Origin of the sequence: Legionella antarctica (genome assembly GCF_011764505.1) — a bacterium.
In the GTDB taxonomy this organism is placed as follows: Bacteria; Pseudomonadota; Gammaproteobacteria; order Legionellales; family Legionellaceae; genus Legionella; species Legionella antarctica.
Genome location: NZ_AP022839.1, coordinates 462,616 through 481,334 on the forward strand (window position 1 = coordinate 462,616; position 18,719 = coordinate 481,334).

The window sequence follows — 18,719 nt, forward strand, 5'->3', positions numbered from 1 at the left end:
AACTGCATAGCCCTGAAATGTGATTATATATTTTGCTCCTGAAATTTTTAAAAATTTAGGATTAGATAGCACTACGGGCCAAATATTGGCAACAATGGGAATTGGTCTGGTTAATTTATTGGTGACTGTGATTGCCATTTTGTGTGTTGATAAAGTAGGTCGTCGTAAATTATTACTTTTGGGCTTTTCCGGGACTTGTTTAAGCTTATTCGCTTTGTGTTTATTCTCATTAAATCATGTGCCGTGGCTACCCATTTTATCGGTAATTTGCTTAACCGTATATATATTCTCCTTTGCAATAAGTGTCGGTCTAATATAGGCGCGGTTTTCTGGACACAAAAAAAGGTTTTTTAAGAGCTATTCTTCTTAATACAAAGAGGAGAATAAAATGTCTAAAAAGCGAGCTTATTATACGGCGGCCAAGAAGGCAAAAATAACGCTAGCTGCGATTGAGGGGAAACTCACACAAGCGCAAATTACCAGTGAATACGGTGTTCACGCAACGCAGGTAAAAACTTGGAAGCAATCGGCCATCAAAGCCATTAACGATTTATTCTCTGGGGCTAATGAAAAAGAAGCCAAGTCCCAAGAGCAGCTTGTTGAGGCATTATATCAAGAAATTGGTCGACTTCAAGCGCAGCTATCTTGGCTAAAAAAAAAGCATGAACTTTAGTCTGGATGAAAAGCGCGTCATGATTGATCCTCTTGCCGAGCTCACCATTCGTGAACAATGCTTGCTATTAGACTTGCCTGTTTCAAGTTATTATTATAGTGCCAAGCCCATTTCTGTCGAAGATGAAGCGCTTATGGCGCTACTTGATGAGCACTATCTGCAGTATCCATGTGAAGGTAAAATTAAGCGGGCAAGATGGCTGTCAAAAGAAGTAGGCTATCCTGTTGGTAAACGTCGAGTAAAAAAGTTGATGGAAATGATGGGGTTATCGACTGTTTACCCAAAGCCAAATACAAGCGTTCCCAATAAGGAGCATGAGGTGTTCCCTTATTTATTAAAAGAGGTGGATATCACCAAACCAAATCAGGTTTGGGCCGCAGATATCACCTACATCCGCATGAAAGGAAAGCATGTGTATTTAGTAGCTATTATGGACTGGTATAGTCGTTATGTGATTGGATGGGCTATTTCACCTACTATGGAGGCTGAATTTTGTATTGAGGCGCTTAGAAACGCTTTGCTGCATTCGCGTTGTGAGATCTTTAACACGGATCAGGGTTCTCAATTTACCTCAAAAGATTGGATAAATACGCTAAAATCTCACCACATTTCTATCAGCATGGATGGGCGAGGACGTTATTTAGATAATATATTTATCGAGCGATTGTGGCGTAGTGTTAAGCAAGAAAAAATCTACCGGTATGATTTTGATACAATTGAAGAGGTTGAGCTGGCCTTAACGGAGTATTTTGAGTATTATAATAACCGAAGGCTTCACCAGTCCTTTAATTATTTAACGCCCGCAGAGGTGTATTATGGCCGGAAAAGACCATAAACCCTAAATGAGAGCGTCATGACTTACCCACAAGGCCCACAGGCCTATACGAGAAAGTGAAGCTCTCCTGACCTGTGGACTTGTGGATAAGTCATTCTGATAGAGTTGTGGTAAAATGACCTAAGACAATTCGTAGTAGCAATCACTATTCATACGGTATTGAGTAGGTTTAAATAGGTTAATTTGAGTGAATTTTTAACTATAAATGATGGATGAATAGCTCTTATTTTTCCTTAATTTTGTTCCAGACATGCGGACCCATATCAGTCCTATTCCTCATATTTCAATGGCAGAAATTTTCCCGCTCCATGTTCGTGGAGCAGGAATGGGTTTATCCTCCATGAGTAATTGGACTTTCAATACAGTAGTAATCTTTAGCTTTCCTTTATTACAGAGTTCGATGGGAATCGAGTATACTTTTGCCTTATATGCTGCAATCTGCTTTGTAGGTTTAATTTACACTTATTTTTATATGCCAGAGACAAAAAATATTAGTTTGGAGCAGATTGAAAATTATGTGATGTCCGGTAAACCATTGAGGTTTTTAGGTCGTGAGCGAGAGAGTATGGTGACCGGTAGTGTTAAACCGGATTCATCATTAGTGCCTTCAATTAACTAATAAAATTAGGGCTTCTACTGAACGCATCAATTATTACAAACCTGGGTGGAGCGAGCTGCAATACGAGAGAAACATGAAAATTCCATCGTGTTCTAATATTACGAGCGGGCCGCAGCAATCCAGTCTGGTTTTTTGTTAAAAATCGTACTTGAATTGCTTCGACATATTGGCAACGGCAGTTAGCCGCTTTCTTATGGCTGATGTCTGCCGTATTTTGCATATCCATCTTAGCTTAATTTTTCCGTGTACCCCTGCCTTGATGCTGTTCTTGGTAACCCAATTTCTTTTCCAGCTTCTCTCTTATATCTATTGCTTGCAACAAAGATACATAACTCCATGTTAGTGATGCTGCACCCTGCTGGATGCCTGTGTTTAAATTAATCTGCTCGCTTAAATGCATTTTAGGAGCATATTTTTTAATGAGTTTCAGATAATTATCACCCAAGTACAGGTATTTCATTATAAGAGGCTTATTTTCTGTAGTTAAGGCTAATTTTTCAGCTACTGTGAAATAATATTCAGCCATAGTTGCAGTTAAGATAAACCAGGGATTACCCAAACCATCATTGCGATATCCATCATAGGTATCCCCTGGATAACGACCAAACAAGATTGCACCGGGGTTATTTTTATTAATAGGAAACATTAAATTGAACTGTTGATGTAAGGCGTTCACTGTATTTTTAACCAAGATATTTTGAGGTGAAAAGAGGCCATCGGCTTGTTGATTAATCAATATTCCCAAGATGACTGATGAGTCAAGCTCCAATGTTTTTTGTGGACCCGCATGAGGGGGTAAAGTTGCTTGGATCAAATTATGAATGGGATCAATATGCTGTTTTAATCGGTTATTAATCAAGTCCGCTTGAGTTATATAAAAAACAGCGGCTTTATGATCATTAAGACGACGTGCAAGAATTGCCCCCTCAGTTAATGCCTTCGCTTGGGCCATCGCGGTAAAAAAGTGATGGCCAAATACTTCTTCCCAAAGATCGTAATTTTCATCTTGCCAATGGTGTGCTGTATATTCCAAATCCATTTTTATGGCACCCATAGTGTTGGGGTTCATATCACCGTTATAAAGATGGTTGTGAACGTAATCATCCTCATGATGGTCTAATAGTTGATGAGCAAAGCGAATTAACACCGAAGCACGCAGAGCTGGCCCATCATTTTGAGGTCTGCCCCATGCTCCATCAAATGGATATCCATCGACATAAAACTTAGGTTCCCCCAAAATATCCTGTCCTGGAAGAGGATTATTTTGATGTTGGATCTGTTCTGTCCAGGAGACATAATGAGACAAACTATTTTTATAGTGAATTGATTGGGTGGATTCATACCAGGCTTCTACTAATCTCATCGCTATGGCTGAATCACGTATCCAGTCATAATAATAATTAGGATTTTGTTTTGAAGGAGAGGCGACTATGGCTCCATTAGAGAGAACATTGGCAAAAAATTGTTGTTTTAAAAGAGTCACGTCTTTATGATTGAACACCGAACTCGTTGCTTGCGATACCATAAAAATCATTAAAAAAAAGATCCGTTTCAACATGGCCTCCATAGGATTAAAAGTGATAAAAAACAAAAAGATTCATAGTACAGCAAATAAAAACAGCAAACCATAGTGTCTGAATAGCAACTAGAGCGCACCTTGGGAGATAAATAATGCCTTTTATACTTGATGACTGACTCGCCAAAGAGCCAATCAATCGGGCTAAATGCTCTCTAGCTCACAATAATTGCGTTCCGATCATTCTTTAATAATGGTTGTAATTGCTTTTACCCACAATGGGTGAGCATTTAAACAAGGAATCATGGTGAGTTGTTCCCCACCAAGCTTTTCCCATTGCTCTCTGGCGCGTATTCCGATTTCTTCCAGGGTTTCTAGACAGTCGGCAACAAAGGATGGACATGAAATGATCAGTCTCTTAATTCCCTTTGTGGCCAGTTCAGTAAGCACTTCTTCGGTGTAGGGCTTTATCCACGGTGTTTTACCAAGTCTGGATTGAAATGAAGTACTGTATTGGTTAGAACTCAATTTTAATTCGGTCGCCAATAATAAGGAGGTTTGGTGGCATTGTGCTTTATAGCAGCCTTGATTATGCTCAGATATTGGTGGGCATATTGATGAGCATACCTTCTCACATCCTGCTTTTTGGATTTGGCGCTCTGGTATTCCATGATAACTAAATAAAAGATGATCGTGTTCATTAAGATGCGTTTTTATAATTTGTGCTTGTGAGGAGATATAAGCTGGAAAGTGGTAGAAATCTCTAATGATATGAAGAGAAGGAATAACCTCTTGAGCAGCTATTATCCGCATTACTTCGTCTATTGAGGAGCCAGTAGCTGCTGAAGAATATTGTGGATATAGAGGAAGAATAGTAATGGATTCACAATCTTTTAAATCATGAATAGCACTGGCTAAAGAGGGATTCCCATAACGCATGCCCAAGACAATTTTATATTCTGCACCAATAGCCTCTTGAAGATGCCTCACCAAATTTTTACTATGGACTAATAAGGGAGAGCCTTCCTCAGTCCATATCGCCTTATATGCATGAGCCGATTTTTTTGATCTAAAGGGTACAATCAAGGTATAAACCAATAAGTAGCGCATGAGGGCCGGGATATCGATAACTCGTTTGTCGCTAAGGAATTCGCGCAAAAAAAGGCGTACATCAGACACATCCGTGCTATTAGGAGTGCCAAGGTTAATGAGTAATAAACCGCGTTTCATCAATAAGGCCGATAAATTAAAAATACCATTATATCTGAAGAAAGCATGCGCAGCAGCACAATTATTTATTGGGATGCTGCGTATAATAGCGTATTACCATATTTTGATTAAGCCGTTTCCGCTTCGGCGACCTCGGTAAGAGAAACTACGTTAGAGGCATGAAGTCCTCTTTCGCCATTTTCCACATCATAAGTGACCGCTTGCCCTGGAGTTAGTGTTTTGTACCCAGTGCCGTGAATGGATGAGAAGTGAACAAAAATATCTTCACCACCACCCTCTGGAATGATAAACCCCCAACCTTTGGCGTTGTTAAACCATTTGACTTCGCCTGTAGCCATGACTCCTCCTTTTGCTAAAGCTTATCAATCGTCGACTGGTATCTACTACCAGCAGATCAATTGCATTCGTCCTTAAATGACAATTGTTAATTCCTATTTTATAATAGGATATTCAACATAACGCAAAATAGGTTCATTACTCAATAGGTTTATTAAAATTTATCCAATAGGAACTTAAATATCAATTCAACGGTTACATTTACAGTAAACTGAGAATGATGAGTATGACTTGTTCACTACAATTGATTGACGAATTTAAATTTAATAAAAGTTAATTTTGTTACACCACTGTAATATATTATTTTGGGGTCTGTTTTGTTTTGTATTGATGAACGAATTCAATCCACGTGTTTTTCTCTTGGTGATTGGCCTTTGTCCCGAGTTTTGCTAAAGAATGAGGGCTGTTATCCTTGGTTTATACTGGTTCCCAGAAAGGAGAACATTCAGGAACTATATCAGCTGGATAAACCAGACAGACATAGGTTGATAGAAGAAATCAGTCATTTGTCTCTTTTGGTGAATACCTATTTTAAACCAGATAAGCTAAATATAGGGGCACTAGGTAATGTGGTTCCGCAATTGCATGTGCATGTGGTTGCGCGATTTAAACATGATGATTTATGGCCACAAGGGCTTTGGCAAAAGTCCCTGCAAACAACTCCATATGATAAAAAAATAGATGATTTACTACCGATTTTACGAGATTTAGTCCTATCTAAGGAGCCAGATATCAAGCTAAGACAGGCTTAGGTACCCATTGCTTTATTCAGAATGAAAGCCTTACTTTCTGTTCAATATACTAAAAAGTGATTGGATTTTATGCTTGGTGAAATCGCCCTGATAAATAAATAAATTGTTTATTCTTAATAATTCCTTAAGTTGGGTATGTTATCGTGATTATATAGAAGTTTCGTAAGGGGTTCAGATGACTATTCATAGTAGTTACTCGAAAATGTTACCAAGAATGGATGGAAACAGTAACTCTAAAATGACTGATAAAGTTGACACGATCACCCCTGAGACTGAGACTGAGACTGAGACTGAGACAAAGGAGCACTTGCCAAGAGAGTTTACTAAACCTCAATTAACTCCTTCTATGGAAATGGGAAATCTTCTTACAAAAATTCTTGGACCTTCTGCTTCAAAAAAACATTCTCCGATGGATTAATGTTCGGCCCTGAATCGGATACAACTCTAATTTTTGTTAAAAGTATTCAAGAATCTCAGGTGCTAAAGGTGGTTTTTAGGTATATACTTTTTTTATGAACATTTTTTGCTAAAGGTTTGGATATGGCTGGAGAATTTGCCTCGACAGCGCATTGGCGTGATTCGGCTCGAAGTGCTCGCTTTTTTATCGTTGATGCTCGAGCTGCTTTTCCGATTTTTTTATTTTTAATGCACATAAGAATATGGACTGGAGTGTTGGTTATAGTGTCAGCTATATTTTTTGGCATTATTGAGCATTATGGCTTTACGGTGCCTGTCTTTTTACGTTGGATCAGAAGTTTTTTAGCAGGATCTGTCAAGTCTTCGCAACCGTGGTGGAGATAAATGGAACGAGATATAAGTAAATGCATGATAACAATTGCAAACAATATGAATGCCAAATTTTATCTCAATGATAGATTTGTTAGTTTTGAAGAGGTTTTCGTAGATACAGGATTGTTGCCTGCTATAGCGAAACGAGCCGATCAATTGTGTTCCTTGTGCCTGGGTTATGGATTAGGGGCAACATTCGATGAAGCTGAGGGGGCATTATTAGGTATACGAGTTGTATTTGATGAGGTAACTCCAAATGTTTTGCGCTTATTGTGTATGACTGATGTTTTGAATGAATTAATTCAGGGTGGTCCCAGTAAAGATTATACTCCCCTGGATGAATTAATGTATGACTAGGTACTTTTTAAGTTTATTGTAAAGAAATCGAAAGATATGCAAAAGTTTAATCAACTGGTGATTTAATTTGTTACACTTGTTAAAATAAAATAACAATGTTTTGGAGTTGTAAATATGTCAAGATCTGGTGATGATAGTGCTTCAAATAGATATGGTTTTCTAAAGCCCGCAGGCCAGTCTACCCTGAATCACCCAGGTGTTAATTCAGAGTTTGCTCATCAAATACATGATCGCGTAAAGAGTTTAGTAAACAGTATAGTAACTGTTCAAAAATCTGGTACTAGATATGACGCAACTGAAAAATCTGATTCGATGAAGGCACAACTTGAAATTCTAAAATCTGAATCTACCGATCCTAAACAGGAAGCTCGTGAGGTTTTAAAGGAATGTCTCTTAAAGATAGAAGAAGTAAACAATACAAACCATAAATTGACACTCTAAGGTTTATAAAATATAACCAATTTCTGACGTCGCTTTTGATAAATACTGTTATACTTTCTATATATCCTTCTTAATTTGGGGTACTGTACCCTATGACTATAAAGTATTAATGTTATGAAAGATCAACTCTCTGATGAACAAAATGAGGCTATTTTAAAAGCATTAAACGATGCTATAGAACAAGGACCATGGGAGAAGTCAACTTTTCTAAAGGTAATTGGTAAGAATTTAATTGAAATACGTGATGATTTCTTAAAGCAATTAGGTGCCAGCAGTAAAGCCCAATTAAAGGCTGAGTCTCATTTGGCTAATCGAATTGCCTTAAGGAGCGGTCAGCAAGAAGTATTTATTTCCTTGTATTCATCAGATGGAAGTAATATGCAGTCCTGGGAGCGAATCGTTGCCAATTTGCCAAGACAAATGATTTCCCGACCCATTTATGCAGATGAAGAAGACGTAAAAGCAATATTGAAAACTAAAGAAAACAAACAAAATGAAGCTTATGTCGCCATCTATATCAATCAATTGGATATTCTGCCTCTCTCGCAGGATAAAGCCTCAGTAGATAAATTAGGTAAAGTGCTGCTAAGTTTAAAAGATAAATCGTTGAATTTGGATAATATCAGTCGTTTTGTGCATTCAAGCGGTGTTTATCGCTATGCCAGCGGACGGTTAAATAAAAACTGATCCTATTTTTTCTTTGTGACTCGGATCTTAATAATTGCTCAAAATGTTTTATTATTTAAGAATTCCTGGCGAAAATATCGCAAAAAGACATCAGAGCAGTATATACTTGAATTAATTAATCTTATTAAAAGTTTTTTACGATGGCTCAGCAACAGCAGGCACAAGGTTCAGATAATGGGATGGCTCCGGTATGGATTATCATCCTGTTATTCTTTACTGGATATATTATTTGGGTGACTGGCCATCAACATATCGTGAAATTTGTTTTTTTTATTAATATCTGGCAAGCCAAGTTTCTTAATTTATTTCTAAACAACCAAGTGTTAAGCAATCAAATTAATTTGATGCAAACCATAGATCCCAGAGCCGTGGGATGGAATGATTTAGTGGATGTGACTCGAAGTGTTGGTGATTTCATGCGCTATCCTGTGGTGGTTGTCATGGTCATTTTGGCTGTAGTTCTTTATAAATCTAATATAACTCTAAAATTTCGTAAAGCTCATGACATGAAAAGTTTAAGAGCCCAGGAGCAATTCAACTGGCCTGCCATCATGCCTATTGTTAAAGAGGATTTAGTGAGCCAGGATGTGAATAAAGGCCCTTGGGCTATGGCTTTAACACCCATGGAGTTTGCTCGTAAGTATAAACTGTTAAAAAAAGATGATGTCTTACTGGACAATCCCGTACCTGGCCAGGAGATGACTGCTGGAGTGAGGCGTGGGGATGCAAAACGTGTTTTTACCATGCAATTAGGACCCTATTGGGATGGGTTTGAGCATTTGTCACCTCAGGCTTATGCATTGGCTTCTGTCTTTATGGCGCGAATGAACAGGGACAGGGATGCGGCAAATAATATTTTAAAAGTATTGGATCAAACCTTTGTGACTGGCAAACCTGATTTTTCCGTAGCTAAACCCACAATGAAAAAATATCAAAACAGTGAGTTGGTGCAAGAAGTAGTGGCTAAACATGCTTATGTACTAACCGTAATGGGCTCCTTACTCGTGGCTGCTCGTAATGACGGGGTTGTTCCCAGCTCGGAATTTTTATGGTTAAAGCCCATAGACAGGCGATTATGGTATATGCTTAATTGTATGGGGAGACAAACTCCTTATGCAGAAGTTGGCGGACCTTTTGCTCATTGGCGCGCGGAGAAAGAAATGGGACGACGATGTTTGGTGCCCATGATAGATGAAGCAATCAGGGCTTTAGAAGTTGCTATTAAAGAGATTAAATTAACACCACGTCAGATGGAGGAGTTAGAGCCATGATGCGCGGTATTGATACTCGTCATGAATTAGATCCAACCCTTCTTTTAAGGGATACGAGAAGCATGACTCAAAGGATGGCAGATTTTTTTGCTGATCCTACTAATATTTCGATTATGCTGTTTACCCTGGCAGCCGTTGCTTATTACTTTTCTGAATCCGCTACAACACTCATGATTCTCGGCTGTTTGTTTTTTGCGTACAGTTTTACTCGCAAGCAAAAACTCCCTTTTCGTCTTCCGCAAATTGCGCGGGTTAAAGATTATAATGATTTAAAGCCTGGCATCAATAAACCTAATATCGCTCGAGGTATTGCTTTTTTTGGTAATGATCGCAAGAGTGGAGAAGAATTGTGGTTCGCAAATGATGATATGCGTACCCATGCGCTAATCTTTGGTTCTACCGGTAGTGGTAAAACAGAAGCACTGGTATCGCTGGCCTATAATGCATTGGTTCAGGGAAGCGGGTTTATTTATGTGGATGGAAAAGGAGATAATTCGCTGTATGCTAAAGTCTTTTCTCTAGTAAGAAGCATGGGGCGTGAAGATGATTTATTGTTAATCAATTTTATGACTGGTGCACGAGATATAGTTGGGCCTCAGGAAAAAAGATTATCGAATACGTTGAATCCTTTTTGCCAGGGTTCTTCCAGTATGTTAACGCAGCTCGTTGTAAGCTTGATGGGTTCTTCTCAAGGTGGCGGCGATGGAGATATGTGGAAAGGCAGAGCCATTGCATTCGTTGAAGCATTAATGCGCTTGTTAGTATATATGCGAGATGATGGAGCTATTCTTCTTGATGCAAACTCCATTCGAAATTATTTTGATTTGCAGCGATTGGAATCAATCGTTATTGATAAAGTATTTCCACGTGACGATATGGAAAGTATCAACATAGAGCAGGTCCCTAAACTGGTAACAGACCCATTAAGGAATTACCTTAATACCTTACCCGGATATAACAAAGAGAAAAAAGGAAAGCAAGTATCGCAAGTTTTAGAACAGCACGGTTTTATCACGATGCAACTTGTAAGAAGTTTCTCATCACTTGCTGATACTTACGGCCATATTATTCGTACAAATTTAGCAGAAGTAGATTTTAAAGATGTCGTATTGAACAGAAGAATTTTAGTGGTTTTATTACCGGCATTGGAAAAATCCCCTGATGAATTGTCTAATCTGGGCAAGATTATTGTTTCTTCATTAAAAGCGATGATGGCTGCAGGTCTTGGTGAGGAAGTTGAAGGAGATTACCGCGACGTAATTTTGAGAAAACCAACAAATGCACCAACACCGTATATGTGTATTCTTGATGAGTACGGATATTATGCAGTTCAAGGCTTTGCTGTTGTTCCTGCTCAAGCAAGGTCTCTAGGATTCTCCGCTATATTTGCCGGACAAGATTTGCCGGCATTCCAAAAAGCATCAAAAGAGGAAGCTGCTTCTATTGGCGCCAATACAAACATCAAGATTTGTATGAAATTGGAGGACCCTACTGAAACATGGGACTTCTTTACGAAAACGGCCGGTGAAGCATATGTGACCAAGGTGGATTCATTCCAAACAAAAGAAGGGGGTATTTCAAATAATTATATGGATACCAAAAGCTCTTCTTTTGAAAAAAGAGCTCGTGTAGATCTTCTTGATTTAAAAGAGCAAACGGAAGGCGAAGCTCATATCTTTTTCAAGTCAAAAATTGTCCGCGCTCGGATGTTTTATGCAAATCCCAAGCCCGTCAAACAATTGAAAATTAATCAATTCTTGAAGGTAGAGCCACCTCCGGATGATTATCTAATGAAGTTACAAAAACAATTGGCCTCATTCCAGAGGATACTCGATAGTGGTGATTTAAGCATCAATAAAGTGGTGGAAAATGAAGAAATCACTCTAATTACCAAGGTATTGCATGAAACAAATATAGAAGAGCCTATTGAGCGGGGAGTAGCTGCTTTAATCGCATTTCATGGGCATAATGCCCCTGAGCCTGTTGAGGATTTAATTGAAGAAGAGGTTGAAGGTGCGTTAACTATATTCAGTGCACTCCGAATGACTGCTAATTCTCCGCCAATTTTAGCTACAGACAAAGCAGCATTTGCTGAGTCCCTGCTACCAATTAATGAAACTAGAAATCAGATGATGATGATCGAGCGATTAGCTGGAGCCAAAGATAAGTATGCCGGAACCGTGGCAAATGAATTGATTAAAGACTTCCAAATGGCAACGAGCTATCCTCCGGAGGAAAGAGATGCAATCGCTCCTCAAGAGTTGACTGATATAGTAACAAGTTTATCAGCAAAAATTGCAGCAGAACGTGAGAAAGCAATAAAAAAAAGCGAAGAGCAATTGACGTAATGTGAATATTAGTTGCGCTTCAATTTATTTCCCCTCTGAACTACTGTTAGAGCAATATCAAACATTTGAGAAAATTGTTCTAAAATTCAATAGGGTAGTCAGACCTGTCAGTTACAACCCCTCCATTAATGTGGTTAGACTCTGAGCACACCCCATAAATAATTATTTTAAAAAAATAGCAATTTTGTTAAATTCATTGTAACGTAATGATTTGTATGTTTTTATTATTGAATCAATTAAAGATAGTTAGACAGCGATAAAGCAAAAAGTCTATTTTTGGTATATGGGGATGACGGTTGAGATCAGTGCTTATTAACTACATAATCGCAATAAGCCGTATTCTGGGTTTAATTGCTTTACTTCAGGTCAGTGCTTGTCATCGTGGTAATGAGTACATCCCTGAAAAAGAATATCCTAAATTACCGTGCAAGGTACGTGGTGCTTGTGACGCCACCGTAATGAAATATCTAAAAAAATTCAACAAAAGAGGTATAAGAGTAGTCACCATTGGACAAGATTATCTAATAAGTATTCCAGCCAGTGCATTATTTGAAGATCAAACGCCCCATTTAAAATGGGCTTCTTATGGTTTGTTAAATGAAATAGTAATATTTCTTAAGCAATTTCGTAAAGTTGCAATAAATGTAACGAGTTACAGTAATAAATATATATCAGTACATCGAGAACGCGCATTAACATTAGCAAGGTCGAGGGTGGTTGGTGAATATCTATGGTCACAAGGGATTGATAGCCGTTTTGTCTTTACACAAGGATTAGGTAGTGATAAACCTATAGTAAGTTTTACTCAGGGCGGTGATACGTCACCAAATGCTCGAATAGAAATTACATTTAGAGATGCTGTTGCATAATAGAGGAAGAAATGAGTCGTGAAACCTGGGCTTTAATTAAACATAAAAAAAACTTCAATGTCCATGTTTATAGGCGCGGATTGTTTTTGGTTATGATTTCTCTTTCATTGAGTAGTATCATTGGTCTATTGATGTTTTATATCTATATAAATGAACCTGAAAGAGATTATTATGCGACTAGTGGGATAACACCCCCAATTAAGCTTAAACCCATGTTGGCACCTAATGCATCATCAAATGCATTGCTTCCTCCTGATCCACCAACGGATGATGTACAAAGGTTTATTCCGCAATAATTAGAGGATACTATGGCTGAAGATGCCTTAACTGTTGTTGCCTTACGAAATAAATTTTATAAAGATAGTCAGCGTAAGGTTATATTCGCGCTTTTGATCGCTATTGTGGTTAACCTGGTTTTGGGTTCGATGTTGGTTTACATAATTACTCATCCACCAGCACCCAAATATTTTGCGACGAGCATTAATGGGCGCATTACACCGTTATTTCCATTGGATCAGCCTAATCAATCTGATTCAGCTGTGTTGCAATGGGCTAATCAGGCAGCTATAGCTTCATTTACCTATAACTTTGTTAATTACAGAGATGAATTACAGGCTTCATCCGGATTTTTCACTCCAGAGGGTTGGGATCAATTCCTTAGTGCATTGCAACAATCTAATAATCTCGATGCTGTGAAGGCCAAGAAATTAATTGTTTCAGCCGTAGCAACACGTGCTCCGATTATCCTCCAAAAAGGAGTCTTAAATGGTAATTTTTCCTGGCGGGTGCAAATGCCTATTCTGGTAACTTATCAAAGTGCCAGTGAGTTTACTCAGCAGAATAATGTGGTTACCATGTTGATTACTCGAGTTTCAACTTTAAATTCACCTAGAGGAATAGGTATATCACAATTTGTAGTTGGACCTGCCAGTGGTGGGGTAAGCTGATGATGCGTTGTAACTTATTTAAATGGTGCCAGTTTTTTGCATTGGTTTCTTTAATAGCAGGTAATGCCTATGCGGCAAATCAGGCAGATGATGCCCAACAAGCATTACAGCAATTACGATTACTGCAACAACGTCTTTCTCAGAATCAAGGCCCAGACTCACAATCTCCCAACGATGCAAATGCAGCTGGAGCAGGTTCAACTGGGCCTGGCAAATCTCCGGCACCTGCACAGCCCACTCAAAATACTTCCAATTATCAAGGTTCTTCTGGTAACGAAGAGCAAGTAGTCAGTCAAAATGATGCGGAAGTTATTGATAACAAATCATTTAAAGATATGATCCGTAGTTTATACCCGCTAACCCCTGAGCAAATTGTACGTTTAAAACAAATCTATCAAACCAATGAATATGCTCAGGCTTCCACCCCGGGCACACCACCAAAGCCAACCGCTACGTCGCAATTTGTTAATCTCTCACCTGGATCTACACCTCCAGTGATTCGTTTATCTCAAGGATTTGTTTCTTCTTTGGTTTTTCTTGATTCTACAGGTGCTCCCTGGCCCATTGCTGCATATGATTTAGGTGATCCTGCGGCATTTAATATTCAATGGGATAAAACCAGCAATACATTAATGATTCAAGCGATGAAATTATATAATTATGGCAATTTGGCTGTCCGGTTAAGAGGTTTGAATACACCAGTCATGTTAACTTTAATACCTGGACAAAAAGCAGTGGACTATCGAGTGGATTTAAGGGTTCAAGGATATGGTCCAAATGCTAAAAGTATGCCTCTGGAAGAAGGAATCCCCCCCTCGGCGAATGATTTGCTTCTTCATGTTTTAGATGGAGTGCCACCTCCAGGAAGTCAACGCTTGATAGTGAGTGGTGGAGATGCTCGTGCCTGGCTTTTTGGTGAAAAAATGTACGTGAGAACCGGTCTTACTATATTATCACCAGGCTGGTTAGGCAGTATGACCAGTGCAGACGGAACGCATGCGTATGAAATGCAAAAGTCGCCGGTGCTCTTAGTGTCCTGGCATGGTAAAGTGATGCAACTCAAGGTAGAAGGTTTATAAACAATGGCAAGCAAAAAAGAAAATATAAAGTCACTGTTTTCCAATACTCGAACGCGAGTAATTATCATTTTTACAATGATACTTTTAATAGTTGCGGTAGTAATTGGATATGTAAAACTGCGAAGTGTTTCTGAAGGCCCTGAGGGAACCTCTCAGCTTCCTCAAGGCCCTACCGGGATTCAGTCCATTCCAGGGGTGCTTGATCCCACAGCTCAGTATGCAAAACTACAAGAGCAGCAAAATATTAGTCAGGCAAAACAAGCAGAAACCACAGGCGGTAGTGCCATTCCTACAATTATAAGAACTCAGGCATTAGGGGAAGGAGTAGGTGTTGTTGGCTCTAAAGATGGTCAGAGTGGCATAGGATTTACAGCCCTTGCGCGTGAGGAAGAAGAAGGTAGTCAAAACAGTTTATGGATTCAAGCTTTAAAAGATGGGAGTTGCAGTAAAAGTATAGTTGCTCAGGTTGTAAGCCAGGGAGCTCAATTAAGTGATTTAAAAGCAGGCTGCACCTGCGTTCAATTAAAGGATAATGGCTATACACTTCAGGATTTGGACCAAATATGTCAATGCAAGGAATTAAGAGCGGCTGGCTATAATGCCAGGCAGTTAAAGGATGCCGGGTATTCCGCAGGTCGATTAAGAGAGTGCGGCTTTGATGCATGCGAACTACGCAATGCAGGTTTTACCGCTCAGCAGATGAAAGATGGTGGATTCTCTGATGGTGAATTAAAAGGTGCAGGATTTTCTGATGCTGAAATAGCAAAGGCAAGTGGTTTACCAGATGGCATTACTGCGGCAGATGTTAGAAATGCAGGGTGTAGTGCCGCAGCATTAACCAAGCTTCGTAATGCAGGAGTAAGTGCTTCAGCAATAAGACGCATTAGTGGGTGTAGTGCAGAGCAATTAAAAGCAGCAGGCTTTACGGCTGCGGAATTGAAGGATGCAGGTTTTAGTGCTGCAGATTTAAGAAAGGCAGGTTTTACCCCGGAAGAGTTAAAAGCAGCAGGTTATAGTGCAAGAGATTTGTTGAATGCAGGCTTTAGCCCTGCGGATCTGGCTAAAGCAGGCTTTACAGCTGCACAGATTAAAGCGGCTCAAATGGAGCTCCCACCGGGTATTACTCCCGCTGATGTAAAAAATGCTGGTTGTGATGTTGATGTATTAAAAAAAGAAAGAGCTGCAGGGGTTAGTGCGGCACTTATCAGGCGATACGCTGGCTGTAGTGCCCAAGCTTTGAAAGCAGCAGGTTTTAGCGATGCAGATTTAGCTAATGCTGGCTTTACTCAACCGCAAATTAGTGCTGCAACTCCTCTTTCAGATGATGATATTAAAGCAGCAGGTTGCGATCCTGATAAACTAAGAAAACTAATGGCTTCTGGTGTTTCAGCCAAACGAATTAAGGACTTAAACGGTTGTAGTGCTCAAGCCCTTAAAGATGCAGGATTTGATGCACAATCATTATTGGACGCAGGATTCACACCTGCACAATTACTGGCGGCGGGCTTTACCCCTAAACAATTAGAAAATGCAGGTTTAAATCCAGCGGCAATAATTGCCGCTGGACGTGTTACTGATTGCAGTGTGGATTCATTAAAAAGAGCCCGGGCAGCTGGTATGTCCGCTTTAACTATTAAACAAACCTTGGGTTGTTCTGCACAAGCTTTAAAAGATGCAGGTTATAGTGCTAAAGAATTAAAAGATGCAGGTTTTACCGCCGCAGAATTAAAAGCAGCAGGCTTTAGTGCGAATGATTTAAAAAACGCCGGCTTTACTGCAAAAGAATTACATGATGCAGGATTTAGCGCCGCAGAGTTAAAAGCGGCAGGCTTCAGCGCCAAAGATTTAAAGGATGCCGGTTTTTCAGCAGCGGAATTAAAAGCGGCTGGCTTCAGCGCAGCGCAACTCAAGGCGGCTGGTTTTAGTGCAAAAGACTTGAAAGATGCCGGCTTTTCAGCTGCTGATTTAAAAGCTGCAGGATTTGATGCCAAAGATCTTAAGGATGCCGGTTTTTCGGCTGCTGACTTGAAGGCTGCAGGATTTAGTGCCAAAGATCTTAAAGACGCAGGTTTTTCTGCGGGCGAGTTAAAAGCTGCCGGATATAGTGCCAAGGATTTGAAGGATGCTGGATATAGTGCACAGCAGCTAAAAGATGCTGGATTTACTGCAAATCAACTTCTTAATGCAGGATTCTCTCCACAGGATTCTGCTGTAGCTGGATTACAAGGTCCTAATCTGCAGCAAGATGGATCAAGTCTTAGTGGAGTGCCCAGTTTACCAAGTGGAACCCAACCTACAGGCGCTTCACTAGCGGCTGCAAATAATGACAAATTACAAGCAATTTTGAATAAACAAAATGACCAAATGGCCGAGCAAAAATATCAACAAAAAATTCAGCAAAGAACAGCTGATATGTTATCTGCAGCTAACCAATCGGTCCAAGCATGGAAACAAGTATCAACTCAGGTTTATACGGAAGGTAATGCCGAGACAGTAGCGGCAGGTGCTGCTGTTCAGGGAGTAAGTTCTGCTACGATGAATAATCAAAGTGGAGCGGTTACAGATGCTACTCAGAAAGGAAATATGATAAAAACAGGGGATATCGTTTTTGCTGTAATGGATACCTCCGTTAATAGCGATGAACCGGGCCCCATTTTAGCGACTGTAGTTTCCGGTAGATTGAAGGGCTCCAAGTTAATTGGAAGTTTCAATTTGCCGTCTACAGCAGACAAAATGATTATTACTTTTAATACCATGTCTATTCCAGGCGCCGCAAAAACAATATCGATATCCGCATTTGCTATTGATCCAAATACAGCCAGAACAGCATTGTCCAGCCGTACTGATCATCATTACCTGATGCGATATGGCTCTTTATTTGCTTCCTCTTTTCTACAAGGCTTTGGTAATGCGTTTCAATCAGCAAATACTACTGTAACAATTGGGGGAACTGGTGGTGGCAATAATATTACAGTTTCAAATGGTATTGGTCGTTCCGCTCTTGAAAATGCTGTAATCGGGTTAGCACAAGTCGGTCAAAACTGGAGTCAACAAGCACAGCAATTGTTTAATACACCAACTACAGTTGAAGTGTATTCCGGCACAGGAATCGGTGTTTTATTTACACAAGACGTTCAATCTATTTAATTTGATGGCAGATAATGATGGCAGACAATGATCAAAATAATGATGAGTATCAATTCGCAGAATTAGATGCTCTTGATAATGAATCCATGCAAGATGAATCCAGCTTAAACAGCGCAACATCTTCAACTCAAGGTCGTTATTCTGAAAGTAAGAATGTTAAGCGTAATGCACTCATCGCTGTTGGTGTACTTGTCTTGGCGATGGTTATTTACAAAATAGTAGGTTGGATTTATTCCGGAAAAACTGATGTTGATTCCAGTCAAACTACAGTTACGCCTATAGCCCAGGTAACACCTCAGCCCGTCCAAACCACTATTACTCCTACACCTGTCCCAACTATTCAACAGCCACAACCTGTCGTAACTAAAAGCGATACTGAATTAAGACAGAAAGTATCTGCCATTGAATTATCGCAACAAACCGTTAGAGCGGAAGTAAGTTCTGTCGGTCAGCAAGTCGGAACCGTCAATAACAATATAAATAATTTAAATGCGCAAATTGCTAATTTGAACCAGGTCATTGGAAATCTATCAACTCAAGTAGCTGAACAATCAGCAGAAATCAACATGCTAATGTCTCGTTATAAGCCCAAACCTGTTAAACGAGTAACTCCACATATAAGAGTTCAACGCATTGTTTATTATATCCAGGCAGTAATACCCGGTAGGGCATGGCTAATTGGTTCAAATGGTTCTACACTTACAGTAAGAGAAGGGACGAAAATTGCAGGGTATGGGACAGTTAAATTAATAGACTCCATGCAAGGTCGAGTATTAACTAGTTCCGGGCAAGTGATAAGATTTAGTCAAGAAGATAGTTGAGG

General features: G+C 39.5%; 19 protein-coding genes and 2 pseudogenes. 18 read left to right on the forward strand and 3 right to left on the reverse strand.

Translation table 11 applies throughout. The features are described from left to right. Window positions 1–16 precede the first annotated feature (16 nt). The 4 genes and pseudogenes from HRS36_RS02385 to HRS36_RS02400 form a co-directional block, all read left to right on the forward strand. Window positions 17–316 (forward strand): annotated as a pseudogene (locus HRS36_RS02385) (MFS transporter); the annotation flags it as partial. Between the two features lie 72 nt (window positions 317–388). Then, window positions 389–673 (forward strand): transposase, encoded by a 285-nt coding sequence (locus tag HRS36_RS02390; protein ID WP_173235475.1) that lies wholly within the window; start codon window positions 389–391, stop codon window positions 671–673. Further along, window positions 663–1,508: an IS3 family transposase gene (locus tag HRS36_RS02395; RefSeq protein ID WP_173235473.1), complete on the forward strand. Its 846-nt coding sequence runs from the start codon at window positions 663–665 to the stop codon at window positions 1,506–1,508. Before HRS36_RS02390 ends, HRS36_RS02395 begins: the two co-directional genes overlap by 11 nt. A 262-nt stretch (window positions 1,509–1,770) precedes the next feature. Further along, window positions 1,771–2,127, forward strand: a pseudogene (locus HRS36_RS02400) (MFS transporter); the annotation flags it as partial. A gap of 232 nt (window positions 2,128–2,359) precedes the next feature. Here HRS36_RS02400 and HRS36_RS02405 read toward each other — a convergent pair. From HRS36_RS02405 to HRS36_RS02415, 3 genes are all read right to left on the reverse strand, one after another. Then, a complete protein-coding gene (locus tag HRS36_RS02405; protein WP_173238419.1) occupies window positions 2,360–3,661 on the reverse strand; it encodes a glycoside hydrolase family 15 protein in 1,302 nt (433 codons plus the stop codon). Window positions 3,662–3,883: 222 nt separating this feature from the next. Further along, window positions 3,884–4,873 carry a ferrochelatase gene (hemH, locus tag HRS36_RS02410; RefSeq protein ID WP_173238420.1) on the reverse strand — a complete coding sequence of 330 codons (990 nt, stop codon included), beginning with the start codon at window positions 4,871–4,873 and terminating at the stop codon, window positions 3,884–3,886. Window positions 4,874–4,980: 107 nt separating this feature from the next. Beyond that, window positions 4,981–5,211 (reverse strand): cold-shock protein, encoded by a 231-nt coding sequence (locus tag HRS36_RS02415; RefSeq protein WP_173236089.1) that lies wholly within the window; start codon window positions 5,209–5,211, stop codon window positions 4,981–4,983. 315 nt (window positions 5,212–5,526) lie between these two features. Here HRS36_RS02415 and HRS36_RS02420 point away from each other — a divergent pair, with 315 nt between their 5' ends. The 14 genes from HRS36_RS02420 to icmG all read left to right on the forward strand — a co-directional run bounded on the left by HRS36_RS02420 (window position 5,527) and on the right by icmG (window position 18,717). Next, a complete protein-coding gene (locus HRS36_RS02420) occupies window positions 5,527–5,961 on the forward strand; it encodes an HIT domain-containing protein (RefSeq protein ID WP_173236090.1) in 435 nt (144 codons plus the stop codon). Window positions 5,962–6,136: 175 nt separating this feature from the next. Further along, on the forward strand, window positions 6,137–6,379 hold the full coding sequence (locus HRS36_RS02425; RefSeq protein WP_173236091.1) for a hypothetical protein: 243 nt from the start codon (window positions 6,137–6,139) through the stop codon (window positions 6,377–6,379). A 122-nt stretch (window positions 6,380–6,501) separates the two neighbouring features. Then, a complete protein-coding gene (icmT, locus tag HRS36_RS02430) occupies window positions 6,502–6,762 on the forward strand; it encodes an IcmT/TraK family protein (RefSeq protein ID WP_173236092.1) in 261 nt (86 codons plus the stop codon). Continuing rightward, on the forward strand, window positions 6,763–7,107 hold the full coding sequence (locus tag HRS36_RS02435) for a type IV secretion IcmS family protein (protein WP_173236093.1): 345 nt from the start codon (window positions 6,763–6,765) through the stop codon (window positions 7,105–7,107). A gap of 114 nt (window positions 7,108–7,221) precedes the next feature. Further along, window positions 7,222–7,548, forward strand: a complete 327-nt coding sequence (locus HRS36_RS02440) for a hypothetical protein (protein ID WP_173236094.1) — start codon at window positions 7,222–7,224, stop codon at window positions 7,546–7,548. A 114-nt stretch (window positions 7,549–7,662) separates the two neighbouring features. Next, the gene (gene icmQ / locus HRS36_RS02445; protein WP_173236095.1) at window positions 7,663–8,235 is read left to right on the forward strand and encodes a Dot/Icm secretion system protein IcmQ; all 573 of its coding nucleotides are present in this window, start codon (window positions 7,663–7,665) and stop codon (window positions 8,233–8,235) included. A 140-nt stretch (window positions 8,236–8,375) separates the two neighbouring features. Beyond that, window positions 8,376–9,506, forward strand: a complete 1,131-nt coding sequence (icmP, locus tag HRS36_RS02450) for a type IVB secretion system coupling complex protein DotM/IcmP (RefSeq protein WP_173236096.1) — start codon at window positions 8,376–8,378, stop codon at window positions 9,504–9,506. Beyond that, on the forward strand, window positions 9,503–11,854 hold the full coding sequence (locus HRS36_RS02455) for a TraM recognition domain-containing protein (RefSeq protein WP_173236097.1): 2,352 nt from the start codon (window positions 9,503–9,505) through the stop codon (window positions 11,852–11,854). The genes icmP and HRS36_RS02455 overlap by 4 nt, the downstream gene beginning before the upstream one ends. Window positions 11,855–12,150: 296 nt before the next feature. Then, window positions 12,151–12,723: a type IVB secretion system protein IcmN/DotK gene (gene icmN / locus HRS36_RS02460; RefSeq protein ID WP_173236098.1), complete on the forward strand. Its 573-nt coding sequence runs from the start codon at window positions 12,151–12,153 to the stop codon at window positions 12,721–12,723. An 11-nt stretch (window positions 12,724–12,734) separates the two neighbouring features. After that, window positions 12,735–13,019 carry a type IVB secretion system protein IcmM/DotJ gene (icmM, locus tag HRS36_RS02465; protein ID WP_173236099.1) on the forward strand — a complete coding sequence of 95 codons (285 nt, stop codon included), beginning with the start codon at window positions 12,735–12,737 and terminating at the stop codon, window positions 13,017–13,019. 12 nt (window positions 13,020–13,031) lie between these two features. After that, on the forward strand, window positions 13,032–13,670 hold the full coding sequence (locus tag HRS36_RS02470) for a type IVB secretion system apparatus protein IcmL/DotI (RefSeq protein ID WP_173236100.1): 639 nt from the start codon (window positions 13,032–13,034) through the stop codon (window positions 13,668–13,670). Next, entirely contained in the window at window positions 13,670–14,749 is a 1,080-nt protein-coding gene (locus HRS36_RS02475; protein ID WP_173236101.1) for a DotH/IcmK family type IV secretion protein, read from the forward strand. The genes HRS36_RS02470 and HRS36_RS02475 overlap by 1 nt, the downstream gene beginning before the upstream one ends. A 3-nt stretch (window positions 14,750–14,752) precedes the next feature. Next, window positions 14,753–17,896, forward strand: a complete 3,144-nt coding sequence (gene dotG / locus HRS36_RS02480; protein WP_173236102.1) for a type IVB secretion system protein DotG/IcmE — start codon at window positions 14,753–14,755, stop codon at window positions 17,894–17,896. Between the two features lie 14 nt (window positions 17,897–17,910). Further along, window positions 17,911–18,717: a type IVB secretion system protein IcmG/DotF gene (gene icmG, locus HRS36_RS02485; RefSeq protein ID WP_173236103.1), complete on the forward strand. Its 807-nt coding sequence runs from the start codon at window positions 17,911–17,913 to the stop codon at window positions 18,715–18,717. Window positions 18,718–18,719 lie beyond the last annotated feature (2 nt).

What these genes read in the sequence shown, in the direction of transcription:
- HRS36_RS02390 (WP_173235475.1), top strand. Translation starts at nt 389, where the DNA reads ATGTCTAAAAAGCGAGCTTATTATACGGCGGCCAAGAAGGCAAAAATA.
- HRS36_RS02395 (WP_173235473.1), top strand. Translation starts at nt 663, where the DNA reads ATGAACTTTAGTCTGGATGAAAAGCGCGTCATGATTGATCCTCTTGCC.
- HRS36_RS02405 (WP_173238419.1), bottom strand. Translation starts at nt 3,661, where the DNA reads ATGATTTTTATGGTATCGCAAGCAACGAGTTCGGTGTTCAATCATAAA.
- hemH (WP_173238420.1), bottom strand. Translation starts at nt 4,873, where the DNA reads ATGAAACGCGGTTTATTACTCATTAACCTTGGCACTCCTAATAGCACG.
- HRS36_RS02415 (WP_173236089.1), bottom strand. Translation starts at nt 5,211, where the DNA reads ATGGCTACAGGCGAAGTCAAATGGTTTAACAACGCCAAAGGTTGGGGG.
- HRS36_RS02425 (WP_173236091.1), top strand. Translation starts at nt 6,137, where the DNA reads ATGACTATTCATAGTAGTTACTCGAAAATGTTACCAAGAATGGATGGA.
- icmT (WP_173236092.1), top strand. Translation starts at nt 6,502, where the DNA reads ATGGCTGGAGAATTTGCCTCGACAGCGCATTGGCGTGATTCGGCTCGA.
- HRS36_RS02435 (WP_173236093.1), top strand. Translation starts at nt 6,763, where the DNA reads ATGGAACGAGATATAAGTAAATGCATGATAACAATTGCAAACAATATG.
- HRS36_RS02440 (WP_173236094.1), top strand. Translation starts at nt 7,222, where the DNA reads ATGTCAAGATCTGGTGATGATAGTGCTTCAAATAGATATGGTTTTCTA.
- icmQ (WP_173236095.1), top strand. Translation starts at nt 7,663, where the DNA reads ATGAAAGATCAACTCTCTGATGAACAAAATGAGGCTATTTTAAAAGCA.
- icmP (WP_173236096.1), top strand. Translation starts at nt 8,376, where the DNA reads ATGGCTCAGCAACAGCAGGCACAAGGTTCAGATAATGGGATGGCTCCG.
- HRS36_RS02455 (WP_173236097.1), top strand. Translation starts at nt 9,503, where the DNA reads ATGATGCGCGGTATTGATACTCGTCATGAATTAGATCCAACCCTTCTT.
- icmM (WP_173236099.1), top strand. Translation starts at nt 12,735, where the DNA reads ATGAGTCGTGAAACCTGGGCTTTAATTAAACATAAAAAAAACTTCAAT.
- HRS36_RS02470 (WP_173236100.1), top strand. Translation starts at nt 13,032, where the DNA reads ATGGCTGAAGATGCCTTAACTGTTGTTGCCTTACGAAATAAATTTTAT.
- HRS36_RS02475 (WP_173236101.1), top strand. Translation starts at nt 13,670, where the DNA reads ATGATGCGTTGTAACTTATTTAAATGGTGCCAGTTTTTTGCATTGGTT.
- dotG (WP_173236102.1), top strand. Translation starts at nt 14,753, where the DNA reads ATGGCAAGCAAAAAAGAAAATATAAAGTCACTGTTTTCCAATACTCGA.
- icmG (WP_173236103.1), top strand. Translation starts at nt 17,911, where the DNA reads ATGATGGCAGACAATGATCAAAATAATGATGAGTATCAATTCGCAGAA.